This window comes from Streptomyces filipinensis (assembly GCF_014649495.1).
Taxonomy (GTDB): domain Bacteria; phylum Actinomycetota; class Actinomycetes; order Streptomycetales; family Streptomycetaceae; genus Streptomyces; species Streptomyces filipinensis.
In genome coordinates this window covers 161,920-188,054 of sequence record NZ_BMTD01000008.1, presented here as the reverse complement: position 1 = coordinate 188,054, position 26,135 = coordinate 161,920, and the positions used below count along the sequence as shown (strand labels likewise).

At 72.3% G+C, this 26,135-nt stretch carries 27 protein-coding genes; 18 read left to right on the top strand and 9 right to left on the bottom strand.

Translation table 11 applies throughout. The features are described 5' to 3' along the window. Positions 1-67 precede the first annotated feature (67 nt). On the top strand, positions 68-607 hold the full coding sequence (locus IE244_RS19690) for a GNAT family N-acetyltransferase (RefSeq protein WP_191874860.1): 540 nt from the start codon (positions 68-70) through the stop codon (positions 605-607). 35 nt (positions 608-642) lie between these two features. Here the strand turns inward: IE244_RS19690 and IE244_RS19685 are convergent, their stop codons facing one another. Next, the gene (locus tag IE244_RS19685; RefSeq protein ID WP_191874859.1) at positions 643-1,326 is read right to left on the bottom strand and encodes a glycerophosphodiester phosphodiesterase; all 684 of its coding nucleotides are present in this window, start codon (positions 1,324-1,326) and stop codon (positions 643-645) included. A gap of 392 nt (positions 1,327-1,718) precedes the next feature. Between IE244_RS19685 and IE244_RS19680 the strand changes: the two genes are divergently transcribed. The 8 genes from IE244_RS19680 to IE244_RS19645 all read left to right on the top strand — a co-directional run bounded on the left by IE244_RS19680 (position 1,719) and on the right by IE244_RS19645 (position 9,983). Further along, positions 1,719-3,116, top strand: coding sequence for a DUF6421 family protein (locus tag IE244_RS19680; protein ID WP_191874858.1), 1,398 nt, complete (start codon positions 1,719-1,721; stop codon positions 3,114-3,116). Between the two features lie 38 nt (positions 3,117-3,154). Continuing rightward, positions 3,155-3,910 (top strand): SDR family NAD(P)-dependent oxidoreductase, encoded by a 756-nt coding sequence (locus tag IE244_RS19675; protein WP_191874857.1) that lies wholly within the window; start codon positions 3,155-3,157, stop codon positions 3,908-3,910. After that, the gene (locus IE244_RS19670; protein ID WP_191874856.1) at positions 3,907-4,977 is read left to right on the top strand and encodes a threonine aldolase family protein; all 1,071 of its coding nucleotides are present in this window, start codon (positions 3,907-3,909) and stop codon (positions 4,975-4,977) included. Before IE244_RS19675 ends, IE244_RS19670 begins: the two co-directional genes overlap by 4 nt. 86 nt (positions 4,978-5,063) lie before the next feature. Beyond that, entirely contained in the window at positions 5,064-5,657 is a 594-nt protein-coding gene (locus IE244_RS19665; protein ID WP_191874855.1) for a transglutaminase-like domain-containing protein, read from the top strand. A gap of 333 nt (positions 5,658-5,990) precedes the next feature. Then, positions 5,991-7,001 carry a 3-oxoacyl-ACP synthase III family protein gene (locus IE244_RS19660; RefSeq protein ID WP_191874854.1) on the top strand — a complete coding sequence of 337 codons (1,011 nt, stop codon included), beginning with the start codon at positions 5,991-5,993 and terminating at the stop codon, positions 6,999-7,001. Between the two features lie 46 nt (positions 7,002-7,047). Further along, positions 7,048-7,302, top strand: coding sequence for an acyl carrier protein (locus tag IE244_RS19655; protein WP_191874853.1), 255 nt, complete (start codon positions 7,048-7,050; stop codon positions 7,300-7,302). After that, positions 7,299-8,519 (top strand): beta-ketoacyl-[acyl-carrier-protein] synthase family protein, encoded by a 1,221-nt coding sequence (locus IE244_RS19650; RefSeq protein WP_191874852.1) that lies wholly within the window; start codon positions 7,299-7,301, stop codon positions 8,517-8,519. Before IE244_RS19655 ends, IE244_RS19650 begins: the two co-directional genes overlap by 4 nt. Before the next feature lie 357 nt (positions 8,520-8,876). After that, positions 8,877-9,983, top strand: a complete 1,107-nt coding sequence (locus IE244_RS19645; RefSeq protein WP_191874851.1) for a hypothetical protein — start codon at positions 8,877-8,879, stop codon at positions 9,981-9,983. A gap of 71 nt (positions 9,984-10,054) precedes the next feature. On the opposite strand, the gene IE244_RS19640 is transcribed toward IE244_RS19645, so the two are convergent. The 3 genes from IE244_RS19640 to IE244_RS19630 all read right to left on the bottom strand — a co-directional run bounded on the left by IE244_RS19640 (position 10,055) and on the right by IE244_RS19630 (position 12,684). Then, entirely contained in the window at positions 10,055-11,107 is a 1,053-nt protein-coding gene (locus tag IE244_RS19640) for a hypothetical protein (protein WP_191874850.1), read from the bottom strand. A gap of 241 nt (positions 11,108-11,348) precedes the next feature. Then, complete coding sequence (locus IE244_RS19635; protein ID WP_191874849.1) at positions 11,349-12,077, bottom strand: lysophospholipid acyltransferase family protein; 729 nt, start codon at positions 12,075-12,077, stop codon at positions 11,349-11,351. Positions 12,078-12,267: 190 nt separating this feature from the next. Continuing rightward, positions 12,268-12,684 carry a DUF4395 domain-containing protein gene (locus tag IE244_RS19630; RefSeq protein WP_191874848.1) on the bottom strand — a complete coding sequence of 139 codons (417 nt, stop codon included), beginning with the start codon at positions 12,682-12,684 and terminating at the stop codon, positions 12,268-12,270. Positions 12,685-12,759: 75 nt separating this feature from the next. On the opposite strand from IE244_RS19630, the gene IE244_RS19625 reads away from it, so the two are divergent. The 6 genes from IE244_RS19625 (at position 12,760) to IE244_RS19605 (ending at position 17,392) form a co-directional block, all read left to right on the top strand. Beyond that, positions 12,760-13,173, top strand: coding sequence for a TlpA family protein disulfide reductase (locus IE244_RS19625; protein WP_191875006.1), 414 nt, complete (start codon positions 12,760-12,762; stop codon positions 13,171-13,173). An 83-nt stretch (positions 13,174-13,256) separates the two neighbouring features. Continuing rightward, positions 13,257-13,337, top strand: a complete 81-nt coding sequence (locus tag IE244_RS43180) for a putative leader peptide (protein WP_373305757.1) — start codon at positions 13,257-13,259, stop codon at positions 13,335-13,337. Positions 13,338-13,381: 44 nt separating this feature from the next. Then, a complete protein-coding gene (locus IE244_RS19620) occupies positions 13,382-13,891 on the top strand; it encodes a flavin reductase family protein (protein ID WP_191874847.1) in 510 nt (169 codons plus the stop codon). 217 nt (positions 13,892-14,108) lie between these two features. Next, positions 14,109-14,894 (top strand): electron transfer flavoprotein subunit beta/FixA family protein, encoded by a 786-nt coding sequence (locus IE244_RS19615; protein WP_031160517.1) that lies wholly within the window; start codon positions 14,109-14,111, stop codon positions 14,892-14,894. A gap of 53 nt (positions 14,895-14,947) precedes the next feature. Further along, complete coding sequence (locus tag IE244_RS19610; protein WP_191874846.1) at positions 14,948-15,910, top strand: electron transfer flavoprotein subunit alpha/FixB family protein; 963 nt, start codon at positions 14,948-14,950, stop codon at positions 15,908-15,910. Between the two features lie 183 nt (positions 15,911-16,093). Further along, positions 16,094-17,392 carry a DUF6986 family protein gene (locus IE244_RS19605; RefSeq protein ID WP_191874845.1) on the top strand — a complete coding sequence of 433 codons (1,299 nt, stop codon included), beginning with the start codon at positions 16,094-16,096 and terminating at the stop codon, positions 17,390-17,392. A 214-nt stretch (positions 17,393-17,606) separates the two neighbouring features. Here IE244_RS19605 and IE244_RS19600 read toward each other — a convergent pair whose 3' ends face one another. Both IE244_RS19600 and IE244_RS19595 read right to left on the bottom strand, forming a co-directional pair. Continuing rightward, positions 17,607-18,386, bottom strand: a complete 780-nt coding sequence (locus IE244_RS19600) for a hypothetical protein (RefSeq protein WP_191874844.1) — start codon at positions 18,384-18,386, stop codon at positions 17,607-17,609. Between the two features lie 7 nt (positions 18,387-18,393). Next, entirely contained in the window at positions 18,394-19,443 is a 1,050-nt protein-coding gene (locus IE244_RS19595) for a LacI family DNA-binding transcriptional regulator (RefSeq protein WP_191874843.1), read from the bottom strand. Positions 19,444-19,660: 217 nt separating this feature from the next. On the opposite strand from IE244_RS19595, the gene IE244_RS19590 reads away from it, so the two are divergent. Further along, entirely contained in the window at positions 19,661-20,608 is a 948-nt protein-coding gene (locus IE244_RS19590; RefSeq protein ID WP_191874842.1) for an ROK family protein, read from the top strand. A gap of 150 nt (positions 20,609-20,758) precedes the next feature. On the opposite strand, the gene IE244_RS19585 is transcribed toward IE244_RS19590, so the two are convergent. The 3 genes from IE244_RS19585 to IE244_RS19575 form a co-directional block, all read right to left on the bottom strand. After that, positions 20,759-22,780 carry an NPCBM/NEW2 domain-containing protein gene (locus IE244_RS19585; RefSeq protein ID WP_191874841.1) on the bottom strand — a complete coding sequence of 674 codons (2,022 nt, stop codon included), beginning with the start codon at positions 22,778-22,780 and terminating at the stop codon, positions 20,759-20,761. A gap of 216 nt (positions 22,781-22,996) precedes the next feature. Further along, positions 22,997-23,767, bottom strand: a complete 771-nt coding sequence (locus IE244_RS19580; RefSeq protein WP_191874840.1) for a maleylpyruvate isomerase family mycothiol-dependent enzyme — start codon at positions 23,765-23,767, stop codon at positions 22,997-22,999. Further along, complete coding sequence (locus IE244_RS19575; RefSeq protein ID WP_191874839.1) at positions 23,764-24,117, bottom strand: hypothetical protein; 354 nt, start codon at positions 24,115-24,117, stop codon at positions 23,764-23,766. Before IE244_RS19575 ends, IE244_RS19580 begins: the two co-directional genes overlap by 4 nt. A gap of 284 nt (positions 24,118-24,401) precedes the next feature. On the opposite strand from IE244_RS19575, the gene IE244_RS19570 reads away from it, so the two are divergent. Both IE244_RS19570 and IE244_RS19565 read left to right on the top strand, forming a co-directional pair. Beyond that, positions 24,402-24,605, top strand: a complete 204-nt coding sequence (locus IE244_RS19570) for a hypothetical protein (protein WP_191874838.1) — start codon at positions 24,402-24,404, stop codon at positions 24,603-24,605. Between the two features lie 144 nt (positions 24,606-24,749). Then, the gene (locus tag IE244_RS19565; protein ID WP_191874837.1) at positions 24,750-25,793 is read left to right on the top strand and encodes an NUDIX hydrolase; all 1,044 of its coding nucleotides are present in this window, start codon (positions 24,750-24,752) and stop codon (positions 25,791-25,793) included. The last annotated feature ends 342 nt before the right edge of the window (positions 25,794-26,135 follow it).

Below are 26,135 nucleotides of genomic sequence, written 5' to 3'. Positions count from 1 at the left end.
AGGCGCAGCCTAGGGCAGGGTTACCCTCGACCCTGGCTCTGCCACGCCCGAGACCGAAAGGCCGCCCATGGACACCGCCTCCACCGGACCCACCTTCCGCGACGCCACCGACGCCGACGTCGACGCGCTGGTCACGCTGATCGAGTCGGCCTACCGCGGGGACGCCAGCCGGGCCGGGTGGACCACCGAGGCGGACATCCTGGAGGGACAGCGGACGGACCCGGAGGGCGTGCTGGAGGTCATCAAGTCGCCCGACAGCCGGCTGCTGACGGTGGAGCAGGACGGCCGGATCGTCGCCTGCTGCCAGCTGGAACACCGCGGCGAGCACGCCTACTTCGGCATGTTCGCGGTCAGTCCCGGCCTGCAGGGCGAGGGCCTCGGCAAGACGGTCATGACGGAGGCGGAGCGCCGGGCCCGCGAGACCTGGGGCGTCACCGAGATGCACATGACGGTGATCTCCGTGCGGGACGACCTGATCGCCTGGTACGAGCGCCGCGGCTACCGCCGTACGGGAAAGATGAGCCCGTTCCCGTACGGCGACGAGCGCTTCGGCATCCCGCAGCGCCCCGACCTGCAGTTCGAGCTGCTGGTCAAGAAGCTCGCGTGAGGGTCCCGGGTTGACCCCAGCGCGCCGCGCGACCCCTACGCGGTGAAGCGCCCGGTGCGTTTGATCTGCGGGAAGTCGGTCGTCGCGCCGTCCAGCTCCAGGGCGCGTACCAGCCGGAGATGGTCCTGGGTGTTGACGACCCAGCCGATGATCCGCAGCCCGGACGCGCGCGCGTGCTCGACGACCTCCAGGGTCAGCCGGCGGATGTTGAGGCAGACGGTCGCCGCGCCCACGGCGACCGCCCGCTCCACCACGTCCGTGCCGTAGCGGCTGGCGACCAGCGCCGTGCGCACCCCCGGCACCAGCCGCGTGATCTCGGCGACCGCGTCGTCGTGGAAGGAGGACACCTCCACGCGCCCGACCAGGTCGCGCTCGCGCATCACCGCCGCGAGGGCCCGGGCCGCCGCCACATCCTTGATCTCCGCCTGCAGCGGTGTCCGCACCGCGTCCAGCACCTCCTCGAACACCGGCACCCGCTCGCCGCGACCCGCGTCCAGGGACCGCAGCTCGGCCAGGGTCTTGTCGGCGATCGCTCCGGTGCCGTCGGTCGTACGGTCCACCTCCGCGTCGTGCATGACGACGAGGGCGCCGTCCTTGCTCAGGTGCAGATCGAGTTCGATCAGGTCGAGGCCGGCGTCCTGCGCGGCGACGAAGGAACGAAGGGTGTTCTCGGGCTCGACACCCATGACCCCGCGGTGACCGATGGTAAGGAAGTTCAAGGTTCAACTCGCTTCCGTCGACGGCGGCTCGGCGCGCGCGGGACGGGCGGACGCCGTCGTCCGCGCGGGCAGAGTCGCAGCCTAATGGCCGGGCCCGGCGATGAACCCGCACGTGCACGAGGCATCCGGGTGTGTGGCGGGCGTCTGCTGGCCGGTATGCGCCCCCGCCGTCACCCTGTCGTGGGCGAGTCCCCGCACGCTTGACAGCTCCGCGGCGTGCTGGCGAGCGTCGGGCCGAGGTGATGGAAGTGAGCGCCGTCACGGTTTACGGCAGGAAAAATATCGGTGACCAAGGCGGTGGACAGAATAATTTCCTGAGCTTGCCTCTTGCTGGCTGAAACGGGGTATGCATACGGTGTCCTTACGCGAGCTTCTCCCGTGGAGGATGGGACATGACGGAAATTCTTGTGCAGGCGGGTGCGAAGGGACAGGTTTCTTCGCTGACCAGGGTGGTGGAGCATCCGGCCTGGCCCGTGCTCAAGGATGCCGTGGAGCAGATCCGGCCATGGCAGTCCAAGGACGGATCGATCGACTTCGACGCCGAGGGTGCCCCGGCCGCGGCCGACGCCGAGGCCGCCGTACGGCGTGTCGTCGACGCGGTCGAAGAGCTGTCCCCGCTGCTCCCGCACGACGAGGCCTACCACCAGGCCCTCGTGAAGGACCTGCACCGCTGGGCCGAGGGCGGCTTCCAGGTGCCGGACTTCCTGGACTCCCTGCTGGCCTTCCAGCCCGCCGCGCAGCGCGCGGACGGCCTGCAGCACCTGGTCGTCTTCCCGATGTACACGCAGAACGGCAACCCGGACCGCAACCTGGAGGCGGTCGTGCTGCGCATGGTCTGGCCCGACTGGCTGGCCGAGCTGGAGCGCACGCGCTACGACAACCCGCTGTTCTGCGGCATCACCTTCGAGGACTTCACCGCCGGCTACGACACCAACTCGGCCGTCCTCTTCCCGGAGACCATCGCCGTACGCGAGGCGCCGGAACGTTTCTCCTGGGGTGGCATCTTCTGTGACCGCGAGGCCGCGCGCTTCCGCCGGGTCACCGACGCGGCGGTCGGCATCCTGGGCCTTGAGCTGCCCGAGGACATCGCCGCGATGGTCCACGACCAGAAGCGCTGCGAAGAGGCCTTCGTGCTGTGGGACATGGTCCACGACCGCACCCACAGCCACGGCGACCTGCCGTTCGACCCGTTCATGATCAAGCAGCGCCAGCCGTTCTGGATGTACGGCCTGGAGGAGCTGCGCTGCGACCTGACCGCCTTCAAGGAGGCCGTCAAGCTCCAGGCGGACGGCGTCCCGCAGGCCCGTGACGTGCAGTACGCGGTGCTCTTCGACCGCATGTTCCGCTTCCCGGTCACCGGTGACCGCGTGCGCAACTACGACGGCGTCGGCGGCCAGCTGCTCTTCGCCTACCTGCACAAGCACGACGTCATCCGCTGGACCGACAACAAGCTCTCCATCGACTGGGAGCGCGCCCCGCAGGTCACCAACGAGCTGTGCGCCGAGATCGAGAAGCTGTACAAGGACGGCATCGACCGCCCGAAGCTGGTGCACTGGTTCGCCGGCTACGAACTGGTGCGCACCTACCTCGCCCCGCACCCCGGTTCCAAGTGGGCCAAGGGCCCGGACGCCCTGGACCTGACCCAGCCGCCGCGCAAGCTCGTGGACGACGTGCTCGCGGACGAGTTTCCGCTGAGCATGTTCTACGAGGCCCTGTCCAAGAAGCTGAAGAATGTGATCGCCTCCACCAAGGGCATCACGGCGGACAGCGCCGAGCCGGTCGCCGCGTGAGCGACCGCGTCCAGAACACTGCTTCAGAGGGGAAGATCATGGGGAACGGGGCGAACGGGCCGCTCAGCGGTGCGGTGATCGCGGTGGCCGGCGCGGGCGGACCCGCCGGGCGTGCCACCCTGATGCGCCTGGCCGAGGCCGGGGCGACCGTCGTGGGCGCGGACAACGACCCGCAGCGGCTGTCCGAGGCCGTGGACGCGGCCCGGTACGCGTCCGGTGGCGCCACCGTCACCGGTGACACGGTGGACCTGCTCGACCTGCAGTCCACCCGGGACTGGGCCACCCACATCGAGAAGGACTTCGGGCGCGTCGACGGCCTGGTGCACCTGGTCGGCGGCTGGCGCGGCAGCGAGACCTTCACCAAGACCAGCCTCGACGACTGGGACTTCCTGGAGCTGCTGCTCGTCAAGACCGTCCAGCACACCTCCCTGGCCTTCCACGAGGCGCTGCAGCGCAGCGAGCGTGGCCGGTACGTCCTGATCAGCGCGGCCGGTGCCTCCAAGCCCACCGCCGGCAACGCGGCGTACTCCGCGGCCAAGGCCGCCGCCGAGGCGTGGACGCTCGCCATGGGGGACTTCTTCCGCAAGGCGGGGGGCCCCGAGGGGCCGACGTCCGCGGCTACGATCCTGGTGGTGAAGGCGTTGGTGCACGACGCGATGCGCGCCGAGCGCCCCAACGCGAAGTTCGCGGGCTTCACGGACGTCAAGGACCTGGCCGAGGCCATCGAAGGCGTCTGGAGCAAGTCCGCCGCCGAAGTGAACGGAAACCGTCTGTGGCTGACCGAGAAGCCGTGAACCCTCCCAAGACCGACGCGCGTCGCCACCACGACCCGCAGGTCCGCGGTTTCGCCAGTGACAACTACGCCGGAGCCCACCCGGAGGTGATGGCCGCCCTGGCCCTGGCCAACGGCGGCCATCAGGTGGCGTACGGCGAGGACGAGTACACCGAGAACCTCCAGCGGATCATCCGCGGCCACTTCGGCGCCACCGCGGAGGCCTTCCCGGTCTTCAACGGCACCGGTGCGAACGTGGTGGCGCTCCAGGCCGTCACCGACCGCTGGGGTGCGGTGATCTGCGCCGAGAGCGCGCACATCAACGTCGACGAGGGTGGCGCGCCCGAGCGGATGGGCGGCCTGAAGCTGCTGACCGTCCCCACGCCCGACGGCAAGCTCACCCCCGAGCTGATCGACCGGCAGGCGTGGGGCTGGGAGGACGAGCACCGCGCCATGCCCCAGGTGGTGTCGATCACCCAGAGCACCGAGCTGGGGACCCTGTACACGCCTGAGGAGATCCGCGCGATCTGCGAGCACGCCCACGCCCGCGGCATGAAGGTGCACCTGGACGGCTCCCGGATAGCCAACGCGGCCGCCTCGCTGGACGTGCCCATGCGGACGTTCACCAACGCGGCCGGCGTCGACATCCTCTCGCTGGGCGGGACCAAGAACGGCGCCGTCTTCGGTGAGGCGGTCGTGGTCATCAACCAGGACGCGGTGCGGCAGATGAAGCACCTGCGGAAGATGTCGATGCAGCTGGCCTCCAAGATGCGCTTCGTGTCGGTGCAGCTGGAGGCGCTGCTGGCGAAGGACCTGTGGCTGCGCAACGCCCGGCACGGCAACGAGATGGCGCAACGGCTCGCCGAGGGCGTGCGCGCGGTGCACGGCGTGGAGATCCTCTACCCGGTGCAGGCCAACGGCGTCTTCGCGAAGCTCCCGAACGACGTGTCCGAGCGCCTGCAGAAGCGCTTCCGGTTCTACTTCTGGGACGAGGCCGCCGGGGTCGTGCGCTGGATGTGCTCCTTCGACACCACGGAGGAGGACGTCGACAGCTTCGTGGCCGCCCTCAAGGAGGAGATGGCCCGCTAGCACGATCGTCGCCAGCGATGCATAGGTATGCGATCACTTGAAAAGTCATTGACTGTCGAGTGGTCGCATTCCTATGCTCTGCGGGCATGAAGCTGATCCAGAACACCGCCGACCTGTCCGCGTATTTGGCCGCCGACGAGGTCATCGACCATCACCATCCCGTGGTCCGGGAGACGGCCGGGCGGCTGGCCGCAGGCGCGGCCGACTCGTATGCCTATGCACGAGCCGCCTATGAATTCGTCCGGGACACCATCCCGCACTCCCAGGACTCCGGCGATCTCCGCGTCACCTGGCGCGCCTCCGACGTCCTGCGGCTGGGCACCGGCATCTGCCACGCCAAGTCCCACGCCCTCGCGGCCCTGCTGCGTGCCGAGGACATCCCCACGGCCCTGTGCTACCAACGCCTGACGCACGACGACGGCAGCGGTCATGTCCTGCACGGTCTGGTCGCCGTCCGCTTCCACGGCGCCTGGCACCGGCAGGACCCCCGTGGGAACAAACCCGGAGTCGACGCCCGGTTCTCCCTCGACGGCGAGCGCCTGGCCTGGATCCCCGACCCCGCGTCGGGTGAGCTGGACCATCCGCTCCTGTACGCCGCACCGCACCCGGCCGTCCTCGACGCGCTGAAGGCTGCCCCCGACCGCCCCTCCCTGTGGAAGACGCTTCCCGGCGCGCCGTGAGGCGGCGGGCGCCACGCGCGCGGCGAGTCCGCGGGGGCGGAACCGGTGCGGGGCACCGTCGTAGCCGGTGTGCGGGAAGCCGGCGTCGGCCGACGACAGCGGAGCATTGTCGGGCCCGGGAGATCCTCCTCGTGCCGCGCGTAACCCCACGGTATGAAGCCCCGGACCATGATCACTCCAATGGGTGCACACGGACCGGTATCCGATTGCGGTGCGGCACCTCTTGTCACTTCACTGGCCCGAGCCGCCTCACTGCACGAGTCACCGACCCGAGCCGCCGACCGGCGGCACCCGACGACGAGTGCGGCCCGCCGCGGAGACGACACGACTTCCATGACCAAGCCCCGCTGCAGCACGATCCGTCGCGTCGCCGTCCACGTGCCCGCCGACCGTCAGACCGGCACGGAGATCGAGGACGAGGTCCGCTCCCGGAACCCCGGCGTACGGCTCATGCCCGGAATTCTGCGGCAGATGTACGGCTTCGAGGAACGCCGCGTCGCACCGCCCGGCAGCTGGCCCTCCGATCTGGCGGTCGCGGCCGGCCGCCGTGCCCTGGATCAGGCCGGCCTGGGCCCCGACGCCGTCGACCTGCTGATCTACGCGTCCGTGAGCGAGGACGTCGAGGAGCCGGCCACCGCCCATGTCGTGGCGTACAAACTCGGCGTCACCGCCCCCGTCTTCGACGTACAGAACGCCTGCAACGGGGTCCTGAACGCCCTGGAGATCGCCGACGCCCTGATCCGGGCGGGCCGTTACACACGCGTGCTCGTGACCACGGGCGAGCTCGGCAGCCGGCTGTCCGCGCTGCCGGTGCGTGACCGCGGTGAACTGGCCCTGCTGCTGCCCGCGTTGACGCTGGGCGATCTCGGAGCCGCCCTGCTCGTGGAGGCGAGCGACCGGCCGGGCATCCGTGCCGCCGTGTTCTGCGCCAACTCGTCGAGCTGGCCGGCCGCGACCGTCGCCAACCCGTACTTCGGGCCGTCGGCCCCCGCCCCCGCCGTCCGGTTTGACTCCGCGGCCCTCGCCGCCTCCTTCCCCGGCCTGGAGGCCCGCGCGTTCGAGGCGCTGCACGCGGCCGGCCGCAAGCCGGAAGACCTGGACCTCGTGTGCGTGCACCAGCCGTCCGTCGCCTTCACCCGCACCATCCTCGACTCCCTCGACGTGCCCGAGGACAAGGCCGTACCCGTCTTCACGGCCTACGGCAACGTCGCCACCGCCGGCCTTCCCCTGCAGCTCGCGCAAGCCGCGCGGCGGGGGCGGTTGCGCCCGGGCGACCTGGTCGCCCTGTTCGGGCTGGCCAGCGGCGCCTCCGGCGGGCTGGTCCTCCTGGAGTGGAGCCCCTGACAGACATCAGTGCAGTCCCGACCGTCGCGCCCCTGAGGAAAAGGCCATGACCGACACCTACGACATCATCCGCTCCGTGCTGACCGGCAGCTTCCTCGTTCCGGAAGCCGAACTCGGCCCCGAGGCCACTCTGGAGCAGCTCGAACCGGACTCCCTCGCACTGGCCGAGTTCGCGCTGATCCTGGACGAGAGGCTCGGTGTGAAGATCGAGGCCGAGCACGCCACCCGGACCACCACGCTCGCCGAAGTCACCGAGTACGTCGACACACTGCGCGCCTCGGACACGGTGACGGCTCCGTGAGCGCCTCGATCGCCGTGACGGGCCTGGGACTGGTCACACCCGCCGGGATCGGCGTCGACGACACATGGACCGGCGTGTGCGCGGGTCGGGCCACCGCCGCCCCGGACCCCGTCCTCGCCGGACTGCCCGTCGACTTCTCCTGCCGGGTCCCGCTCGCGGAGCGGGACCTGGACCGCCGGATCGGGCGCAAGGCCTGGCGCATGGGCCGTTTCGCCAAGCTCGCCGTGCTCGCGGCCCGGGAGGCGGTCCGCGACGCCGGGCTCGACCCCGTCGGCTGGGACGGGGCCAGGGTCGCCACCGTCATCGGCTGCGGCATGGGCGGACTGGAGAAGCTGGAGGAGCAGTACGCACGTCTCGAACAGCGCGGAGCCGACCTGACGTCACCCCTCGCCATTCCGATGATCATCCCGAACCTCGGCACGGGCGAGGTCTCCATCGACCTCCAGGCGCGCGGGCCCAGCCTCAGCCCCGCCACGGCCTGCGCCTCCGGCGCCAGTGCCATCGCCACGGCCCGGGACCTGCTCGCCGCCGGCCGCTGCGACATCGCGGTCACGGGAGGTGTGGAAGCCGCGGTCAGCCGCGTGTGCACCATCGGCTTCTGGCGCATGGGCGCACTCTCCGAACGGGCCGACCGGGCCGCGGCCTCCCGCCCGTTCGCCGCCGACCGGGACGGCTTCGTCATGGCGGAGGGCGCCGGGATCCTCGTCCTGGAGCGCACCGCCGACGCCACCGCCCGCGGCGCGCGCCCCCGCGCCCTGCTCGCCGGGTGCGGCAGCACGTCCGACGCCCACCACCCGACGGCACTGCCCGAGGGCGCCCACGGTGCCGAGGCCGCCCTGCGCACGGCGCTCGCCGAGGCCGGTCTGGCCCCTGAGGACGTGGACCACGTCAACGCGCACGGCACCTCGACTCCGCTCAACGACGCCGCCGAGGCGGCGCTGATCGCCCGGGTGCTGCCGCACCGCCCGAGCGTCACCGCGGCCAAGGGTGTGCTCGGGCACACCCTCGGCGCGGCCGGGGCGATCGAGGCGGCGCTGACGGTCCTCACCCTCCAGCACCGGCGGGTCCCCCCGGTCGCGAACCTCCAGGCGCCGGCGCCCGAGTTCGACATCGACTGCGTCACCAAACACCCCCGCCGCCAGGACGTGCGCACGGCGGTGAGCCACTCCTTCGGCTTCGGCGGCCACAACGTCGTCCTCGTCCTCACTTCTTGCTGAGCAGGCACCCCGCCCGCCGCCGCCTCGGTCGCACTCGCTAACCTCCCGGCCATGGGCAACGGGGAAGCGGGAGACGAGGACAGCGCCGGCCCGAAGGAGACGCCGGCACCGACGCCGTCCGGCACGCCGAGCGAAGCCGGTGGCGAGGGCTCAGGCGGGCAACGGACTTCGGCAGGCCGCACCGGGGAATCCGCCGAGCGGGGGCGGGAACTCGCCGGGAGCGGCCGGGAATTCGCCGGAGGGAGCCGGGGGTCTGCTGGGCAGCCGGCCTCCGTCGAACCGGAAGGCCCCGCCGGTCCGCAAACGCGAGGTACCGGGGGTACGGCGAGCGGCGGCTCCGGTGGGCGGTTCGGTCGGGTGCGTGAGCACCGGGTGCTCGCCTCGGCCGTGGCGCTGGCCCTGCTCGCGGGCGCCGTCGCCGTGCCGCTCGTCCTCGGGGGCCGTTCGTGCGAGGAACTGCCCGCTGCGACAAGGAAGTTGGCGAAGACCCCGGCGTCGGCGACCCGCGTTCTCGACCCCCACGACGACATGTCCCGCTACGACGCCGTACGCGCGCTCCTGCCGTCCGGCACCCTGTGCGGCGACGGCGGTCGTGCGCTCGGCCAGGTGATGACGGCCGCCACCGGCGCAGACGGCCGGAAGCCGCACACCACGGCCCAGGCCCGTGTCGTCTACGCGATCAGCGCGGTCTACCACGAGGCCGATGTGCCCGCCGGCGCGGAGCCGGGTCTGGCCCGTGTGCTCGCCGGTTACGTCGTCGACACCACTCTGCTCAGCCTCGACGACCCCGACGCCGCCACCCCGGCCGCCTCCGGCGCGGATGCCGCCCCCGACCAGGCCGGCTGGTCCCGCTTCGGCCCCTTCCTCGCTCCCGGTGAGGCACACCCGGACTTCGGCTTCGACCGCACCGGCACCCTGACGGCCGACCCGGGCCCCCTCTTCGCCCGACTGGCCCGGGACCCGGAGGCGTTCGCCGTCCTCTACGACGCCGAACGCGCCTACCTCGCCCACTATCTGGAGCGGCTCACCCGCCAGGGCACGGACCCGGACCACCACCCCGAGAAGGAACCGGGAGAAAGGACCTCGCCCCCCACGCTCGGAGTCGACAACGACCTCGGGGACATCGCGCGCCGCATCGGCACCCTCATGCACGTCAGGGCGGACGGTACCCGCGACGGCGACATCGCCGATCCCGACGCCTTCGACGCGTCGGTGCGCCGGCACACCCGGGGCGCCTACCGGGCGGCCCCGGACCAGGTGACGGAGCGGCCGTCCATGGGCGCCATCGCCGGGCGGGCGGTGAGCGGACCCGTACCGGGCGATCTCATGGACGGCCGCCGGCAGATGTTCCTGGCGGTGGACGCCTGGGCCGAGGCCCGGAAGGCACCGGCCGGGCGGGCGGCGGCCATCCGGCAGATCCTCGACGACGCGTATCTGACGGCGTACCGCAACGGTCCGTTCTGACGGCCCGGCGCCTTACGACGCAACCCGGCCCGGCGCTCCACGGCACGGTCGTGCCGAGCACGCCGCGGTGGTCAGCCGGTCAGGCGCAGCCCCGAGCAACCCCGCCGCCGGACCTGGTCCTCGGCGAAGGCCCTCAGCAGCCTGCGCTGCTCCGCCGTGCCGACACCGGGGATCCCCTTCGAGGCCTTCACGGCGAAGTTGGCGGCCTCGCCGTCGCAGCGGGCGGTCGCCGTCAGCGCGCGGCGCACGCCGTCGAAGGAGACCACGCGGTTGCTCCAGTCGCCGTACCAGGCGGCGAACAGCAGGCTCTGGCCGGTCTGCGCGGCCTCGCCGCGCCTGGCCAGGTCGCAACGCCCCGCGGGTGACGCGTCGTTCATCAGCGGCTCCACCTGCCACTCGGCGGCCGAGGGGATCCGCGCGCGGGTCACCCAGCCGCAGGCCGTGCCGCCCGCCGCGGTGACCGCGACCGCCCGCCGCGGCTCACGTGGATCCGCCGGCGCCGCAGCGCCCTCCGGCACCGTCAGCGGCTTCGCGCCGCATCCCAGGTGCCGTGAGGCGGAGTTGACCAGCGGGACGACCGTCTCGTAGACGGCGTGGCTCGTGCGGGCGGTGGCCTGACCGGGGACGGCGGTCACCAGCATCCGGCGCGGCCGGCCCGCCGCGTCCCGGCCCAGATCCGGGCAGCGCAGCAGGAACCGGAGGTCGCCGAGATCGTCGATGAACCCGGGCAGACCCTGCGGCATCGGACGCAGAAAGGAGAAGCCCTCCTGAGGGAAGGCGTCCTGGAACTCGCCGTCCTGATCGTCCCGTTGGGTGTAGGCGGTCATCCGCACCACCAGCGTGCCGCTGCCCTGGCCCTCGAAGCGCAGGATGCAGCCGTAGTCGCCGAGACGGGGATGAGCCGTCGTGTCCGCCTTCGTGAAGTGACCGCCACCTGCCGCGAGTTCGCGCACCGGTCCGGAGGGCAGCGCGCCGTCGCAGGCGCTGCGCACCAGCCACCAGTCCCGCACGTACGGTGCGGTGATCCAGCCGGCCAGGGCCAGCACGGCCGCAGCCGCCAACGTCACCTTCCACCAGCGCCGCATCGTCGAGCCCCCGTACAGCGGTCGGTACACGAGAGCCACCCGGCTCTCCCGTCACGATCGCGAACCCTATCGGCCGGGACGCCGCCGCGGGTCTCCGGGTGCCGGGCTGCTGTGCCCTCCGCTCGAAGCGGGCGCCGCGGAGCGGACGGCGCTGCCACTCCCCGGGGCGCGGGGCTGTACCTGACGTACGGCTCCGCCGCGTGGGCGCAGTCAGCCCCCACCGGCCCGAAGCCGGCCGCACTGCTGAACCCCTCAAGCCCCCCGGTCGAGGTTCCGCAGGTCAGTGGGCCTCGGCCGTCCGCAGCTGCTCCACCGTCGGTGCCGTGCCGCCCAGGTGAGCGGGCAGCCACCAGGAGTCCTCGGTGCCCTTGGGACGGGCCGGGTAGGCGCGCTGCGCGGCCTCCAGCAGCTCCTGGACGGCCTCGCGCAGCCGCCGGGTGATGGCGCCCGCGTACTGGTCGCGGGGCGCCTCGACCGCCTCGCCGACGCGGATGGTGACGGGCAGGTGGTCGCGCTTGAAGTTGCGGGCCTGGCCCTTCGTCCACAGCCGCTGGGTGCCCCACACGGCCATCGGGATCAGCGGGACGCCGGCGTCCTGCGCGAGGCGGGCCGCACCGGACTTGAAGCTCTTCAGCGTGAACGACTGCGAAATGGTGGCCTCCGGGAAGACCCCGATCACCTCACCGGAGCGCAGCGAGTCCAGCGCGTGCGCGTAGGCCGCCTCCCCCTGCTCGCGGTCCACCGGGATGTGCTTCATGCCGCGCATCAGCGGACCGGAGATGCGGTGCCGGAAGACGGCCTCCTTCGCCATGAAGCGCACCAGCCGCTTCTGCGGCAGGGCCGCCAGGCCGTTGAAGATGAAGTCCAGATAGCTGATGTGATTGCTCACGAGCACGGCGCCGCCCGAGCGCGGGATGTTCTCCGACCCCTGGCAGTCGATCTTCAGGTCCCAGACCTTGAACAACGTCTTGGCGAGACCGATGACGGGACGGTAGACCAGCTCTGCCATGGGCGGGGTGGGCCCTTTCTGCTCTGCTCGGGAAAGGGGGGGCTCCCGGCGGGAAAGTTACGCAGCCGTAGGTTTACGGCGTCTCGCAGATCGTGCCCGAAGAACGGACGGGTAGCCAGTCCTGGTGCCCCGCGGCGGCGAGATCCTCGTCACGTCGGCCCACACCCCACCTCGGTTCTTTAATCCCCTTTTACTCCGCTCGTACCGTGGCCCTCTTCAGAAGCAGGAACATCTCGCACCCCAGGCAGTATCCGAACGCCGCGTTCAGGAACGCGGCGGCGAGCGCCGCCCCGGTCGCGGCCAGCCCCAGCCACTGCGGTCCCACCGTGAAGCCGGCCAGTCCGAGCCCGGCGAACACCAGACCCACCGCCTGGGCGAACCGCGGGGGCTCCGGCGCCTCGAACTGCGTCGGCGGCCCGAGCCGCGGCCGTACCGCCGTGCGGAACGCCCAGCCGTACGGCGAACGGTGCACGCCCGCGGCGGCGCCGAGCGCGAACACGAGCGTCTGCCAGCCCAGCACCCAGGTGTTCTGCAGGCTCAGGGCCACGGCCAGTACGGCCGTCGTCACGGCCGCGCCGAAGCGCGGCCCCCTCACGTCGATGTCCATGAATCAAGGATTCCGCAACGGAAAGTCCCGCGGGAGGCGGGAATCTTTGCAGTCTCGTGAATGCTGATGCGGATGATGACCGGACTGGTGGTGTGCGTGGCGGTGCTCGTCGTGGCGAGCGCCTTCGGAGTGCTGCACAGGCGGCGGAGCGGGAGGGTACGGGTGCGCGGGCGCGACGAGGGCAAGCGGCTGGGAGCGGCCGAACTGGGCGGCGACCTCGGTGAGCGGGCCACGCTGGTGCAGTTCTCCAGCGCCTTCTGCGCGCCCTGCCGGGCCACCCGGCGCATCCTCGGCGAGGTCGCGGACCTGGTGCCCGGGGTGGCCCACGTCGAGATCGACGCCGAGGCCCACCTGGACCTCGTACGCGAACTGCAGATCCTGAAGACGCCGACCGTGCTGGTCCTCGACGCCGGCGGACGCGTGGTGCGGCGCGCCACCGGACAGCCCCGCAAGGCCGATGTCATCGCGGCACTGGGGGAGGCCGTGTGAGGGGGCCTCAGGAGGTGGCGCGGCCCCTTCCGGATTCCGGGCCGCGCTTGACTGGGCGCACTGTCGATCGTCAGCCTGGCCCTATGCCGACCGAACTCCTTCTCTTCGGGCGGGTCCACGTCGACCTCGCCCGCACCGCGAGCGCCACCTGTCCCCGTTGTTGAGCACCGACGGCCCCGCTCGCGACCTCCAGCAGAAGGACAACTCCATGACGGCCTCGCCCGAACTCGGCACCGTTCAGCTCGCTTCCCCCGACCTGTTGCGCTCGACCTTCCGCCGGCACGCCGCCGGTGTGGCGGTGATCACCGCACGTGGTGACGCGGGCCCGGTCGGTTTCACCGCCACCTCCCTCACCTCCGTCTCCGCCGAGCCCCCGCTCGTCTCCTTCGGCATCGGCACGGGTGCCTCCAGCTGGCCCGCGATCGCCGGGACGGAGCACATAGGCGTCCACATACTCGGCGAGCACCAGAGCGAGCTGGCCGCCACCTTCGCCCGCAGCGGTGCCGACCGCTTCGGTGCGCCGACCGCGTGGCGCGAGGGCCCGGAAGGCGTACCGGTGCTGGAGGACGTGCTGGCCTGGCTGGTCTGCCGGGTCGTCGGCCGGGTGCCCGCCGGGGATCACCGCATCGTGCTGGCCGAGGTGGTCGTGGGCGACCCCACCGGCGCCGGCCGGCCCCTCCTCTACCACCAGGGCCGCTTCAACGGCCTGCGGGATTGATCACGCCCGCTGGTCCTGCGAAGCCGTCGAGTTCCGGTTACGCTGCGTTGCGAAGGTCACAGTTCAAAGCGCTTGCTTAGCGGGCGCGAAATGGGTGTACTGACGAGTAATATTTCGGTCGGAGCGCTCGGACGCCCCGATCGGGATCGGCCGCTTGAGGCGCCTATGCTGCCTGCAAGAGGCAGCCCGGAAATGACGATGCAGTAGGAGAGCCGGCGTGAGCTTGAGGATCGTTGTCACTGTGAAGTACGTGCCCGACGCCACTGGCGACCGGCACTTCGCCGATGACCTGACCGTCGACCGCGACGACGTGGACGGTCTGCTCTCCGAGCTGGACGAGTACGCGGTCGAGCAGGCGCTGCAGATCGCCGAGGACGCGGACGACGCCGAGGTCACCGTCCTGACCGTCGGCCCCGAGGACGCCAAGGACGCGCTCCGCAAGGCCCTGTCGATGGGTGCCGACAAGGCCATCCACGTCGAGGACGACGACCTGCACGGCACCGACGCCATCGGCACCTCCCTGGTGCTGGCCAAGGCGATCGAGAAGGCCGGTTACGACCTGGTCATCTCCGGCATGGCGTCCACCGACGGCACCATGGGCGTCGTCCCGGCGCTGGTCGCCGAGCGCCTGGGTGTCCCGCAGGTCACCCTGCTCTCCGAGGTCTCGGTCGAGGACGGCACGGTCAAGGGCCGCCGCGACGGCGACGCCGCCTCCGAGCAGCTTGAGGCGCAGCTCCCGGCGATCGTCTCCGTGACCGACCAGTCGGGCGAGGCGCGCTACCCCTCCTTCAAGGGCATCATGGCGGCCAAGAAGAAGCCGGTGGAGTCCTGGGACCTGTCCGACCTCGACATCGAGGCCGAGGAGGTCGGCCTGGACGGCGCGTTCACCAAGGTCGAGGCCGCGAACGAGCGCCCGGCCCGCACGGCCGGCACCATCGTCAAGGACGAGGGCGAGGGCGGCAAGCAGCTCGCTGAGTTCCTCGCGGGCCAGAAGTTCATCTAAGGCCCCGCAGTCGCTGACCGCCCCTCAACTTCTTTTCGCAGGAGAGCAATCCCATGGCTGAAGTCCTCGTCTACGTCGACCACGTGGACGGTGCCGTCCGCAAGCCGACCCTTGAGCTGCTGACCCTGGCCCGCCGTATCGGCGAGCCCGTGGCCGTCGCGCTGGGCAACGGCGCCGCCGACACCGCCGCCACCCTCGCCGAGCACGGCGCGGTGAAGGTCCTCACCCACGACGCGTCCGAGTACGCCGAGTACCTCGTCGTGCCCAAGGTGGACGCCCTGCAGGCCGCCCACGAGGCCGTCTCCCCGGCCGCCGTGCTGGTCCCGTCCTCCGCCGAGGGCAAGGAGATCGCCGCCCGTCTGGCGCTGCGCATCGGCTCGGGCATCATCACCGACGCCGTCGACCTGGAGGCCGGCGACGAGGGCCCGGTGGCCACCCAGTCGGTGTTCGCCGCGTCCTTCACCACCAAGTCCCGGGTCGTCAAGGGCACTCCGGTCATCACGGTCAAGCCGAACTCGGCCGCCGTCGAGGCCGCCCCGGCCGCCGGTGCGGTCGAGGCCCTGTCCGTGACCTTCTCGGACAAGGCGACCGGCACCAAGGTCACCGCCCGTACGCCGCGTGAGTCCACGGGCCGTCCGGAGCTGACCGAGGCCGCGATCGTGGTCTCCGGTGGCCGTGGTGTCAACGGCGCCGAGAACTTCTCGATCATCGAGGCGCTCGCCGACTCCCTCGGTGCGGCCGTCGGTGCCTCGCGTGCCGCCGTCGACGCCGGCTGGTACCCGCACACCAACCAGGTCGGCCAGACCGGTAAGTCGGTCTCGCCGCAGCTGTACATCGCCAACGGCATCTCCGGCGCGATCCAGCACCGCGCCGGTATGCAGACCTCGAAGACCATCGTGGCCGTCAACAAGGACGCCGAGGCCCCGATCTTCGAGCTGGTCGACTACGGCGTGGTCGGCGACCTCTTCGACGTCGTCCCGCAGCTGACCGAGGAGATCAAGGCGCGCAAGGGCTGAGCTCCTCCCCGGCTCGACGAGGCCCCCGTGACCGGCATGGTCGCGGGGGCCTCGGTGCATCCTGGGGGCGATCGGCCGGGCGTCGACCAGGGTCCGGACGGGGTGTTGACCAGCGAGAACCGCACGGATAACTTCATTCTACGGATTGTTGATTCCGTACAGCGGAAAATTGGAGGGTGTGGGATGGGTCAGCAGGAGAAGGTGGCGACGAGCCTCGCGGGCGCCGTCAGCGAGGAGATCAGTGCCTCCCTCGCACCGGTCGACGCGGAGCTGGAGCGCCGCTACCCCGGGGACCCCGGCACCCGGCAGCCCGTCCACACCGTCTACGTCCCCGGGGACGCCTTCGACGCCGGCACCATCCGCTCCTGGGGCGACCAGGCCCTGGCCGCCCTGGACGCGCACGCCCCGGACGCCGCCTCCTTCGCGGCGGTCCTCGGCCTGTCCGACGAGCTGGCCGAGCCCGTCTACTCCCGTGTCCGCGCCAAGCTGGAGCGCGAGCCGATCGAAGACCTGCGCGTCGACTTCGAGGACGGCTACGGCCCCCGCCCCGACGCCGAGGAGGACGCGACGGCGGCCCGCGCGGCCCGCCTGATCGCGGAGGCGTACGAGAACGGCACAGCGGCGCCGTACATGGGCATCCGTATGAAGTGCATGGAGGCGCCGGTACGCGACCGCGGCATCCGCACGCTCGACGTCTTCCTCACCGGCCTGATCGAGTCCGGCGGCCTCCCCGAGGGCCTGGTGCTGACCCTGCCGAAGGTGACGTACCCCGAACAGGTCTCGGCGTTCGTCCGCCTCCTGGAGGCCTTCGAGAAGGTGCACGGCCTGGAGCCCGGCCGCCTGGGCTTCGAGATCCAGATCGAGACCAGCCAGTCCATCGTCGCCACCGACGGCACCGCCACCGTCGCCCGGATGATCCAGGCAGCCGAGGGCCGCGCCACCGGGCTGCACTACGGCACCTTCGACTACAGCGCCTGCCTCGGCGTCTCCGCCGCCTACCAGGCCAGCGACCACCCGGCCGCCGACCACGCCAAGGCGATCATGCAGGTGGCGGCGGCGGGTACCGGCGTCCGTGTCTCCGACGGCTCGACGAACGTCCTGCCCGTCGGGCCGACCGAGAAGGTCCACGACGCCTGGCGCCTGCACTACGGCCTCACGCGCCGGGCCCTCGCCCGCGCCTACTACCAGGGCTGGGACATGCACCCCGGCCACATCCCCACCCGCTACGCGGCCGTCTTCGCCTTCTACCGCGAGGGTTTCGAGCAGGCGGCGGGCCGCCTCGCCCGCTACGCCAACCACGCGGGCGGCGACGTCATGGACGAGCCGGCCACGGCCAAGGCCCTCGGCGGCTATCTGCTGCGCGGCCTGGACTGCGGCGCCCTCGACATCGCAGAGGTCGCCCGTCTCACCGGCCTGACCCGCGCCGACCTGGAGGGCTTCGCGGCGCCCCGCCGCGGTGACCTGACGGCCTCCGCGAAGTAGCGGGAGCCGTGGCCCGGTCAGGGCCCCGGCCGGGAGAGCCCGCCGCCGCCCCGGGGTCGTCGTCGTGCACGACGTCACCGGGGCCGACGGGCGTCCGCTGATCGTCCTGGCACCGGTCGACGGCCCCTCCCCGGACCACGTCCTGCGCGAGCGCGGCATCGTGGTGGGCGAAGACCGACGACGGCGGCGACACCGGTGTCCACGTCGACGACGTCTACCTCAACGGCGGGAACGACGACGCGCCGGTGCCCGGGCCTCCGGGCTGCTCACCGTCGGCGTACGGCTCGAAACCCGACTCCGTCACCCACTTGTGCTCGGCGAACAGCCGCGTGCCCCGGGTGCACAGCCCGGCGTCCCGGCGCGCCCGCGCGCAGAACTCCTCCGGTGTGACCCCGAACAGCTCCCGCAGCGGAGCCGATGCCACGAGGAGTCCGGTGAGCAGGGCGCGTTGGTCACCGGGGTGCCTACGCGGCGCGCCGGAGCCGTCGTGCAGCACCCCGTGCCGGTTGACATAGGCGTACACCCCGGCGAGCGCGGAGCCGTCCGGCAGCTCGATCCGCACCTCCGGCTCGGGCAGCCACGCCCGCCGGAAATGGGGTTCGCTGGCGTCGATCACGTCCAGCTGGCGCCGGTCGAGCCAGATGACGAACAACTCACGTGAGGGGCCTGCGGACTTCACGGGGGAGGCGGAGACATAGCCCAACCGGCTGACGTGGGCGGAGACGCCCACATCGAGCCCGGTCACCCGCGACCGCACCATCGGCACGGGGGAGGTGATCCGGAACTCGGCCATCTTGTGCCGTAATTGGCCCGGGCAGGCGTTGGAGCCGACGGCGAGCACCGGCACCCGGTCGTCGTGCACCAGGCGCTCCAGCGGAAGCATCCGGTCGCCGTGCAGCAGTCCGGAGTCGGCCGGCCAGGCGCCGGGATAGGTCAGCGGATACTCGCGGGGGGCGTCGGCGAGACCGAGTTCCTCCAGGGTGCGGCCCGTCACGGGCGGTTCAGTCGGCCGGCGGCAGCTCGCCGGAGCCGCGTGTGATCAGCCGGGTGGGCAGCTCGATGCGCTCCGGTGCGACGAGCCCGCCGTCCAGCTGACGGAACAGGCGCTCGGCGGCGGTACGGCCGAGGGCGGCCGCGTCCTGGGCGACGACCGTGACGCCGGGCTGGAGCAGATCGGCCAGCTCGATGTCGTCGAAGCCGACGAGGGCGACCGGGCGGGCGTGCTCGGCGAGGACCCGGATCACGGTGACCGTCACCCGGTTGTTGCCCGCGAAGACCGCGGTGACGGGGGCGGGCCCGGAGAGCATGTCCTCCGCTGCCCGGCGCACCCGCTCCGGATTCGTCGCCCCGAGGGACATCCAGGAGTCCTCGACCGGTATCCCCGCGTCGTCCATGGCCGCCCGGTACCCGCGCAGCCGCTCGGCGGCGGTGTGGATGCGCGGCATGTCGCCGATGAACCCGATCCGGCGGTGGCCGTGCGCGATCAGATGGGCCACACCGCCCCGGGCGCCGCCGTAGTTGTCCGAGAGCACCACGTCGGCGTCGATCCGGCCGGCCGGCCGGTCCACGAACACGGTCGCCACCCCGGCCCTGATCTCCGGTTCGAGGTAACGGTGGTCGTCCCCGGCCGGGATCACCACGAGACCGTCCACCCGCCGCGCGCACAGGGCCAGCGCCAGCTCCTGCTCGCGTTCCGGGTCCTCGGCGCTGGAGCCGTTGATCAGCAGGGCACCGTGGGCCCGGGCCACCTCCTCGACGGCACGGCTGAGCGGGCCGTAGAAGGGGTCGGCGAGATCCTCCAGGACCAGGCCGATGCTGGCCGTGCGGCCCTTGCGCAGCACCCGTGCGCTGTCGTTGCGGCGGAAGCCCAGCGCCTCGATCGCCTCCTGCACCCGGCGTTCGGTGTCCGGGGTGACGCCGGATTCGCCGTTGACCACCCGGGAGACCGTCTTGAGCCCGACCCCGGCCCGTGCCGCCACGTCCTTCATGGTCGGGCGGTTTCCGTAACGGGTGCCGGGAGCGCTGTCTGCGCGGCGGGTGGTCTCGGCCACGATGCGGTGTCCTGTCTGTCGTACGACTTGTCCACGTTGTCAACGGGGTAGTGCGTCGATCCTCTGTTTGTATGAGGATGTGGCGTCGAGCATAGAGCCTGGACAACGTTGTCAGGTGCGAGAGACACTGTCCACCGCTGTCTCCGGCCTGCGCCCCCACCGCTCGACCGGTCTGCCTTTTCTTGGTTTGCAAGCTTCAACGGGGAGTCTGACTCTGATGCACACCGACCTCGTGGCGGCCCTGGACATCGGCGGTACCAAGATCGCCGGCGGTCTCGTGGACGGCCATGGACGGATCCTGGCCCGAGCCCAGCGCGCCACACCTGCCCAGCAGGACGGCGAAACGGTCATGCGGCGGGTCGAGGAGGTACTGGCCGACCTGGCCGGGTCGCCGCTGTGGGGACAGGCGCACTCCGTCGGTATCGGCAGCGCCGGCCCGGTGGACGCCTCGGCGGGCACCGTCAGCCCGGTGAACGTGCCGGGCTGGCGGGACTTCCCGCTGGTCGAGCGCGTGCGCGCGGCCACCGGAGGCCTCCCGGTCGAGCTGATCGGCGACGGCGTCGCGATCACGGCCGCCGAGCACTGGCAGGGCGCCGCCCGCGGCCACGACAACGCGCTGTGCATGGTGGTGTCGACCGGCGTCGGCGGCGGGCTGGTGCTGGGCGGGAAGCTGCATCCCGGGCCGACCGGGAACGCCGGGCACATCGGACACATCAGCGTGGACCTCGACGGCGATCCGTGTCCGTGCGGCTCGCGCGGCTGTGTGGAGCGGATCGCCAGCGGCCCGCACATCGCCCGCCGCGCCCTGGAGCAGGGCTGGCGCCCCGGGCCCGACGGCGACACCTCGGCCGCCGCGGTGGCCGCCGCGGCCCGCGAGGGCGACCCGGTCGCCGTGGCCTCCTTCGAGCGGGCGGCCCAGGCGCTGGCCGCCGGCATCGCGGCCACCGCGACCCTGGTCGAGATCGACATCGCGGTGATCGGCGGGGGCGTCGGCAAGGCGGGCGACATCCTCTTCACCCCTCTGCGCAAGGCACTCACCGACTACGCGACCCTGTCCTTCGTCCAGCGGCTGACGGTCGTGCCCGCGCAGACGGGCACGGACGCGGGGCTGGTCGGCGCGGCGGCGGCCGCCCTGGCGCGCAGGCCGGACGCGGCAGGGGTGTGAGCCGGGGTTCGACGCACGGCGCCGCTCGCGCGAGGTGTCGCGACGGCGACGGCACCGCGGCTCCGTGAGGTGCGTGGGGAACTGGGCGACCAGCCCCCACGCATCCCGCGGCCCGCGTACGGTCCCGACCGCCCCCGCGGACGGGCGCCGTCAGCAGCTCAGGCCGGCGTCCGCCCAGTCCGCATGGTCGGAGTCGTTGCCGTCTCCGGCATCGGTGACGACCAGGCGGACCACCTGCGCGCCGGTGACGTCGGCGCTGAGCGGCTGGGCGGGCATCGCGTCGGTCAGCACGCCGGTCGAGGCGACCTTCGTACCGTCCGCCCAGATCTCGAACGTGACGGTGCCCCTCGTGCCCTTCTCGTCGTCGACGCCGACGTCCGCGGTGACCGTCTCGCAGTCCTTGCCGGTGTAGAAGGAGATGTCGCTCGGCGCGTGGGCCCCGAGGCCCTTGGCGTACACCCTGCCGCCGACGGTGATCGGGTGCCCGTCGCCCGCGGCGCTCTCCCCGTTGCTGGTGTCGCGTTCCACCGGCCCCCAGCCGCTGCTCGCCGACAGCCAGGGCAGGTCGCTGAGGTACGACGACCCGGAGGGCGGCCGTACCACCACGGACGCGGTCAGCGGCAGTGTGCTCGTGACGAGCTCTCCGGCCGGTGAGCGGTATCCGGCCCGGAGCGTGAGCGCGTAGGGGCCGGTCGGGGTCCCGGGCGGGGCGGTGACCTGCCAGGCGGTGCGCAGGGTCCGGCCGGTGGCGAGGGTGGTTGCCGTGGTCGGCGAGGCGGGCCGTACGGTCCACCCGTCGGGGCCGGTCAGGGACACGGACACGTGGCGCGCGGAGGTACGGCCGAGGTCGGTGAGGGTGCTGGTCAGCGTGGCCGGGGTGGCGGCCTCCAGCAACGGGCTGCCGTCCAGGCCGAGCTCGGCGGCGGGCGGGTGCGCGGCCCAGCGGGGGTCGGCCGCGACGCGCAGCAGGACCGTGCCGTGGGCGGGGACGGTGGCCGCGACGGTGCCGGCGGTGTTGTAGCTGCTGTGCTGCCACAGGTCCCGCAGGGTGTAGGCGGGCGCCTCGGGCAGGCCGACGGCGGCCGCCGTGGTGGCGATCCGCTGGGCGGTGCCCGACTCGTTGAACAGGGCCACCGCGCGGCTGCCGTCCTTCATCTCCTTGGCGACGACCCAGCGCCCGCCCGCCGACGACACGACCGTGCCCTGCTTGCCGAGCGGGTCCTGGTCGACGGCGATGACCTCCTTGTTGTCCAGGATGTCGAAGGTCGACGGGGAGGCCTTGCGCAGGTCGGTGCCGATGAGCAGCGGCGCGGCCATGACCGACCAGAGGGAGAAGTGCGAGCGGTACTCGGTGTCCGACATACCGCCGTTGCCGACCTCCAGCATGTCGGGGTCGTTCCAGTGACCCGGACCGGCGTACGGCGCGAGGGGGAGGTTCTGCTTCAGGATGGAGAGCATCGAGCCCCAGCTGTCGCTGATGTCACCCGTGGTGCGCCACAGATGACCGACGTCCGACGCCCACTGCCAGGGCTTGTTCTCGCCCCATTCGCAGATGCTGTACACGATGGGCCGCCCGGTCGCCCTGAGCGCGTCCCGCATGGTCGTGTACCGCTGCTTGGCGTCGACGCCCTGGTTGTTGCAGTTGTCGTACTTCAGGTAGTCCACGCCCCAGTCGGCGAACTGCGCGGCGTCGCTGTACTCGTGGCCGAGCGCGCCCGGGAAGCCCGCGCTGTTGCAGGTCTTGGTGCCGGCGCTGGTGTAGATGCCGAGCTTGAGCCCCTTGGAGTGGACGTAGTCGGCGACGGCCTTGATGCCGTTCGGGAAGCGGGCCGGGTCGGGCACCAGCTTGCCGTCGGCGTCGCGCCGCGGCAGCGCCCAGCAGTCGTCCAGGTTGACGTACTGGTATCCGGCGTCCTTCAGGCCCTTGGCCACGAACAGGTCGGCGATGCCCTTGACCATGCTCTCGCCGAAGTCGGCGCGGCAGTGGGTGGAGTTCCAGTTGTTGAAGCCCATCGGCGGGGTGAGGGCGAGACCGTCGGCCAGGGCGGCGGCGGCGCGTTCGGGGGCGGGGGCCGCCAGGGCGGGGGAGGCGAGGCCCGCCGCGCACAGCAGGCCCGCGGTGAGTGCTCCGGCCACTCTTCGGCGGATGGTGCGGGTGTGAGGGTGACGCATCGTTGACGTTCCTCCGACTCGCGAAAGGTGGATGACGACATGCGGCGACCAGGGCGGCATGTCCGTGTCATCGGTGCGCGTTTACGGTAGGACGTGTCGAAGTCTGTTGGAAGAGCTGTGCTCTGACTGTGCGACATCCCGTGAAAAGCCTTGACGGCAGCGCTGGTTCACTCCCGTGACGAACCTAGGACGTTCGGATGTGTTCGCTTGCGGGGCTCAGGCCTCGTCGTCGACGCGTCCCCACCCCGGCAGCGGCGGCTGGGGCCAGGCGGGCGGGCGCGGCAGCAGGCCTGCCGGGCGGTCGGCCGTCAGTACGGCGGCCGGGATCCGTCCGGTGAGCCAGCCGAGTACCTGGTGCCCGGCCCCGGCGACGGAGGGGCCGTCCGCGGCCGGCGACCAGCGGCGGCCCAGATCGACGGCCTGCACCGAGGCGAGCGGGAAGCCCTGGGCGCGCAGGGTGGCGAGGGTGTCGTCCAGCGCCCAGGTGACGTAGCGGCCGGGCCACTGCTCCGTGCCGTGGCCGGTGCCCAGGTCGAGGTGGTGCGTCTCCACCTCCCGCAGGCAGCGCAGCAGCAGATACCAGGCGGGGTGCCGCCAGCCGGCCAGCGCCGGGACCAGACGGTCCCAGGCCGGTGCGGGCATCGTGCGCGCCCGCGCCGTGAACCGGTCCAGGCTCCTGCCCAGCCGGTCCGCCAGCCCGGCCGCGGACAGCGCCGCGTCCCGCTCGACCGCCGCGGACAGCGCCGCCGCGTCCGCGCGCGGTCCCGGTTCGCGGCCCGTGCGCGCGAGCCGCAGCAGCCACACATAGGCGTCGACGCTGTGTGCGACATGGGCCAGCACATGACCGCGCGTCCATCCGGACAGCTCCGAGGGGGCGCGCAGCCCCGCGTCGGACAGGCCGGCCGCGGTGCGCACGAGCCGGTCGCCCGAGCGTACGACGTCCCCGACGGGGTCCGCTCCGGCGCCGAAGACCGAGAGCCCGCTCACCGGAACTCCCGCACGACCTCGATACGGCCGATGACATGGGCGTTGAACTCGTCCAGCTCCTCGGCCGGCACCCACAGTTCCAGGATCGTCTCGCCGCCCGCCTGCCGTACCGGATAACGGCCGAGGAACTCCGTGTCGACCTCGAAACGGGTCACGAAACCGGCGCCGTCGTGCTTGACGTTCCAGTCCCGGGCGATCCGGATGGCGTAGTCCTCGTTCAGGACCGGGTAGAAGATCGGCTGCTCCGGGAGGCGGGGCGGCCACGCCCGCCAGTCCAGTGCGCGGACCAGCTCCAGCTCCTTGGGGCCGGTGGGGCGCCACAGGGTCGTCGTCGGGGGCCGGCTGGTCATGATGCCGCTCTTCTGGTCGGGCCTGCCGCGGGAACGGGCGGGGCGGGATGCCGGACGATACCGGTGCCGCGCGGCAGCGGGCCAGCGGATTTCGGCGCGGCCGGGCCGCGCACGCGGCCGCGAGGAGCCGTGCCGGAGCCCCTGTGCCGGACCGCTGCTCGCCCCGCCCGGGCCCGGGCGGCGGTCGGTGCGTACCGGTGTCCCCGCCCGCCGGAACGGTGACCGGAGCCGTCTGCTCGCGGCATCGGCGTGACCCCCGGCTGGGTTTCCCAGTTGACCAGCGCATGAAGAAGCGCAGCATGCTCGCCCTCGCCAGCCTGGCCACCGGATTCGTCGTGGCCGCCGTGACCCCCTCCCACGGGTCGGGCGACCGCCCCGTGGGCGACCTCAAGGTCGCGGACGCCGTCGACTCGGCCGGTCACCCGGTCGGTCCCCCGGTCGCCCGGGACGGCCACGTCGTCGACGACGACGCGCTGGGCCGGCAGTAGGCCCGACGGTCCACGGCGTGAGTGCCGGTGTCCCCGCCCGAGGGGGGCGCCGGCACTCCCCTTCGCGCACCCTCAACGGGGCGGTGTTTCCGTGGCAGGGTGGAGCGGGCAAGCCTCAGGGGGCCAACACAAGAGGGGGAGTCCGTGACCGTCGTCTGGATCAACGGCGCGTTCGGTGCGGGGAAGACCACCACCGCACGGGAACTGATCGAACTGATCCCGAACAGCGCGCTCTTCGACCCCGAGATCATCGGCGGAGCGCTCACGCACCTGCTGCCGGCCAAGCGTCTCGCCGAGGTCGGCGACTTCCAGGACCTGCCGATCTGGCGCCGGCTCGTGGTCGACACGGCGGCCGCGATGCTCGCCGAACTGGGCGGGACGCTGGTGGTGCCCATGACCCTGCTCCGCCAGGAGTACCGCGACGAGATCTTCGGCGGCCTCGCCGCCCGCAGGATCCCCGTGCACCATCTGCTGCTCGCCCCGGCTGAAACGATCCTGCGCGAGCGGATAGCCGACCGGGAGGTCCCGCCCGACCTGCCCGACGGCGAGATGCGCGTACGGCAGTGGTCGTACGACCACATCGAGCCCTACCGCGCCGCCCTCGCCTCCTGGCTCACGGCCGACGCCCACCCCGTGGACACCAGCGCCCTCACCCCGCACGAGACCGCCGTCCGCATCGCCGACGCCGTCGGCAGCGGTGCCGTACCCGCCTGCGACATCGTGCAGACCCCGGAGCCGACCGCCGAGACGCTGGCCGCAGGGGTGCTGCTCTTCGACGAGCGGGACCGCGTGCTGCTCGTGGATCCCACCTACAAGCCGGGCTGGGAGTTCCCCGGCGGGGTGGTCGAGCGCGGCGAGGCACCGGCCCGCGCCGGGATGCGCGAGGTCGCCGAGGAGACCGGGATACGGCTGCGGGAGGTGCCCCGGCTGCTCGTGGTGGACTGGGAACGGCCGGTGCCGCCCGGCTTCGGCGGGCTGCGGCTGCTGTTCGACGGCGGCCGGCTGGGGTCGGGCGATGCCTCCCGTGTGCTGCTGCCCGGCCCGGAGCTGCGCGGTTGGCGGTTCGCCACCGAGCAGGAGGCCGCCGAGATGCTGCCGCCGGTGCGCTACGAGCGGCTGCGCTGGGCACTGCGGGCCCGCGAGCGCGACACCACGCTGTACCTGGAGGCCGGCGTACCCGTCGGCTGACCGACGCGGCACGGACGGCGCACGCCGGCCGGGGTTCGCGAAGCGTGCGGTGGAGGGGGCGGCGGGTGCGTGCTGTCGTGCCTGGGGTGGCGTGTGGTGGGGGAGCGGCGTGAGCGGGGTGGCGTGTGGTGGGGGGCGGCAGGCGCTGAGCGTTCGTGGAGTGGCGCGGGGTGGGGGATCGAAGGGCCTTGTGTCGTCTCTCGCGGAGGGGTGTGCGGTGGAGGGAGCGGTGCGGGCCGGCCCCGCCGTGCGCGGTCAGGCGTGGGGGTGAGGGGAAGGGGCACACGCGGGCGCCCGCGGAACCAGCAGCCGCTGCAGGACCGGTGAGCGGGCAGCCGCCGC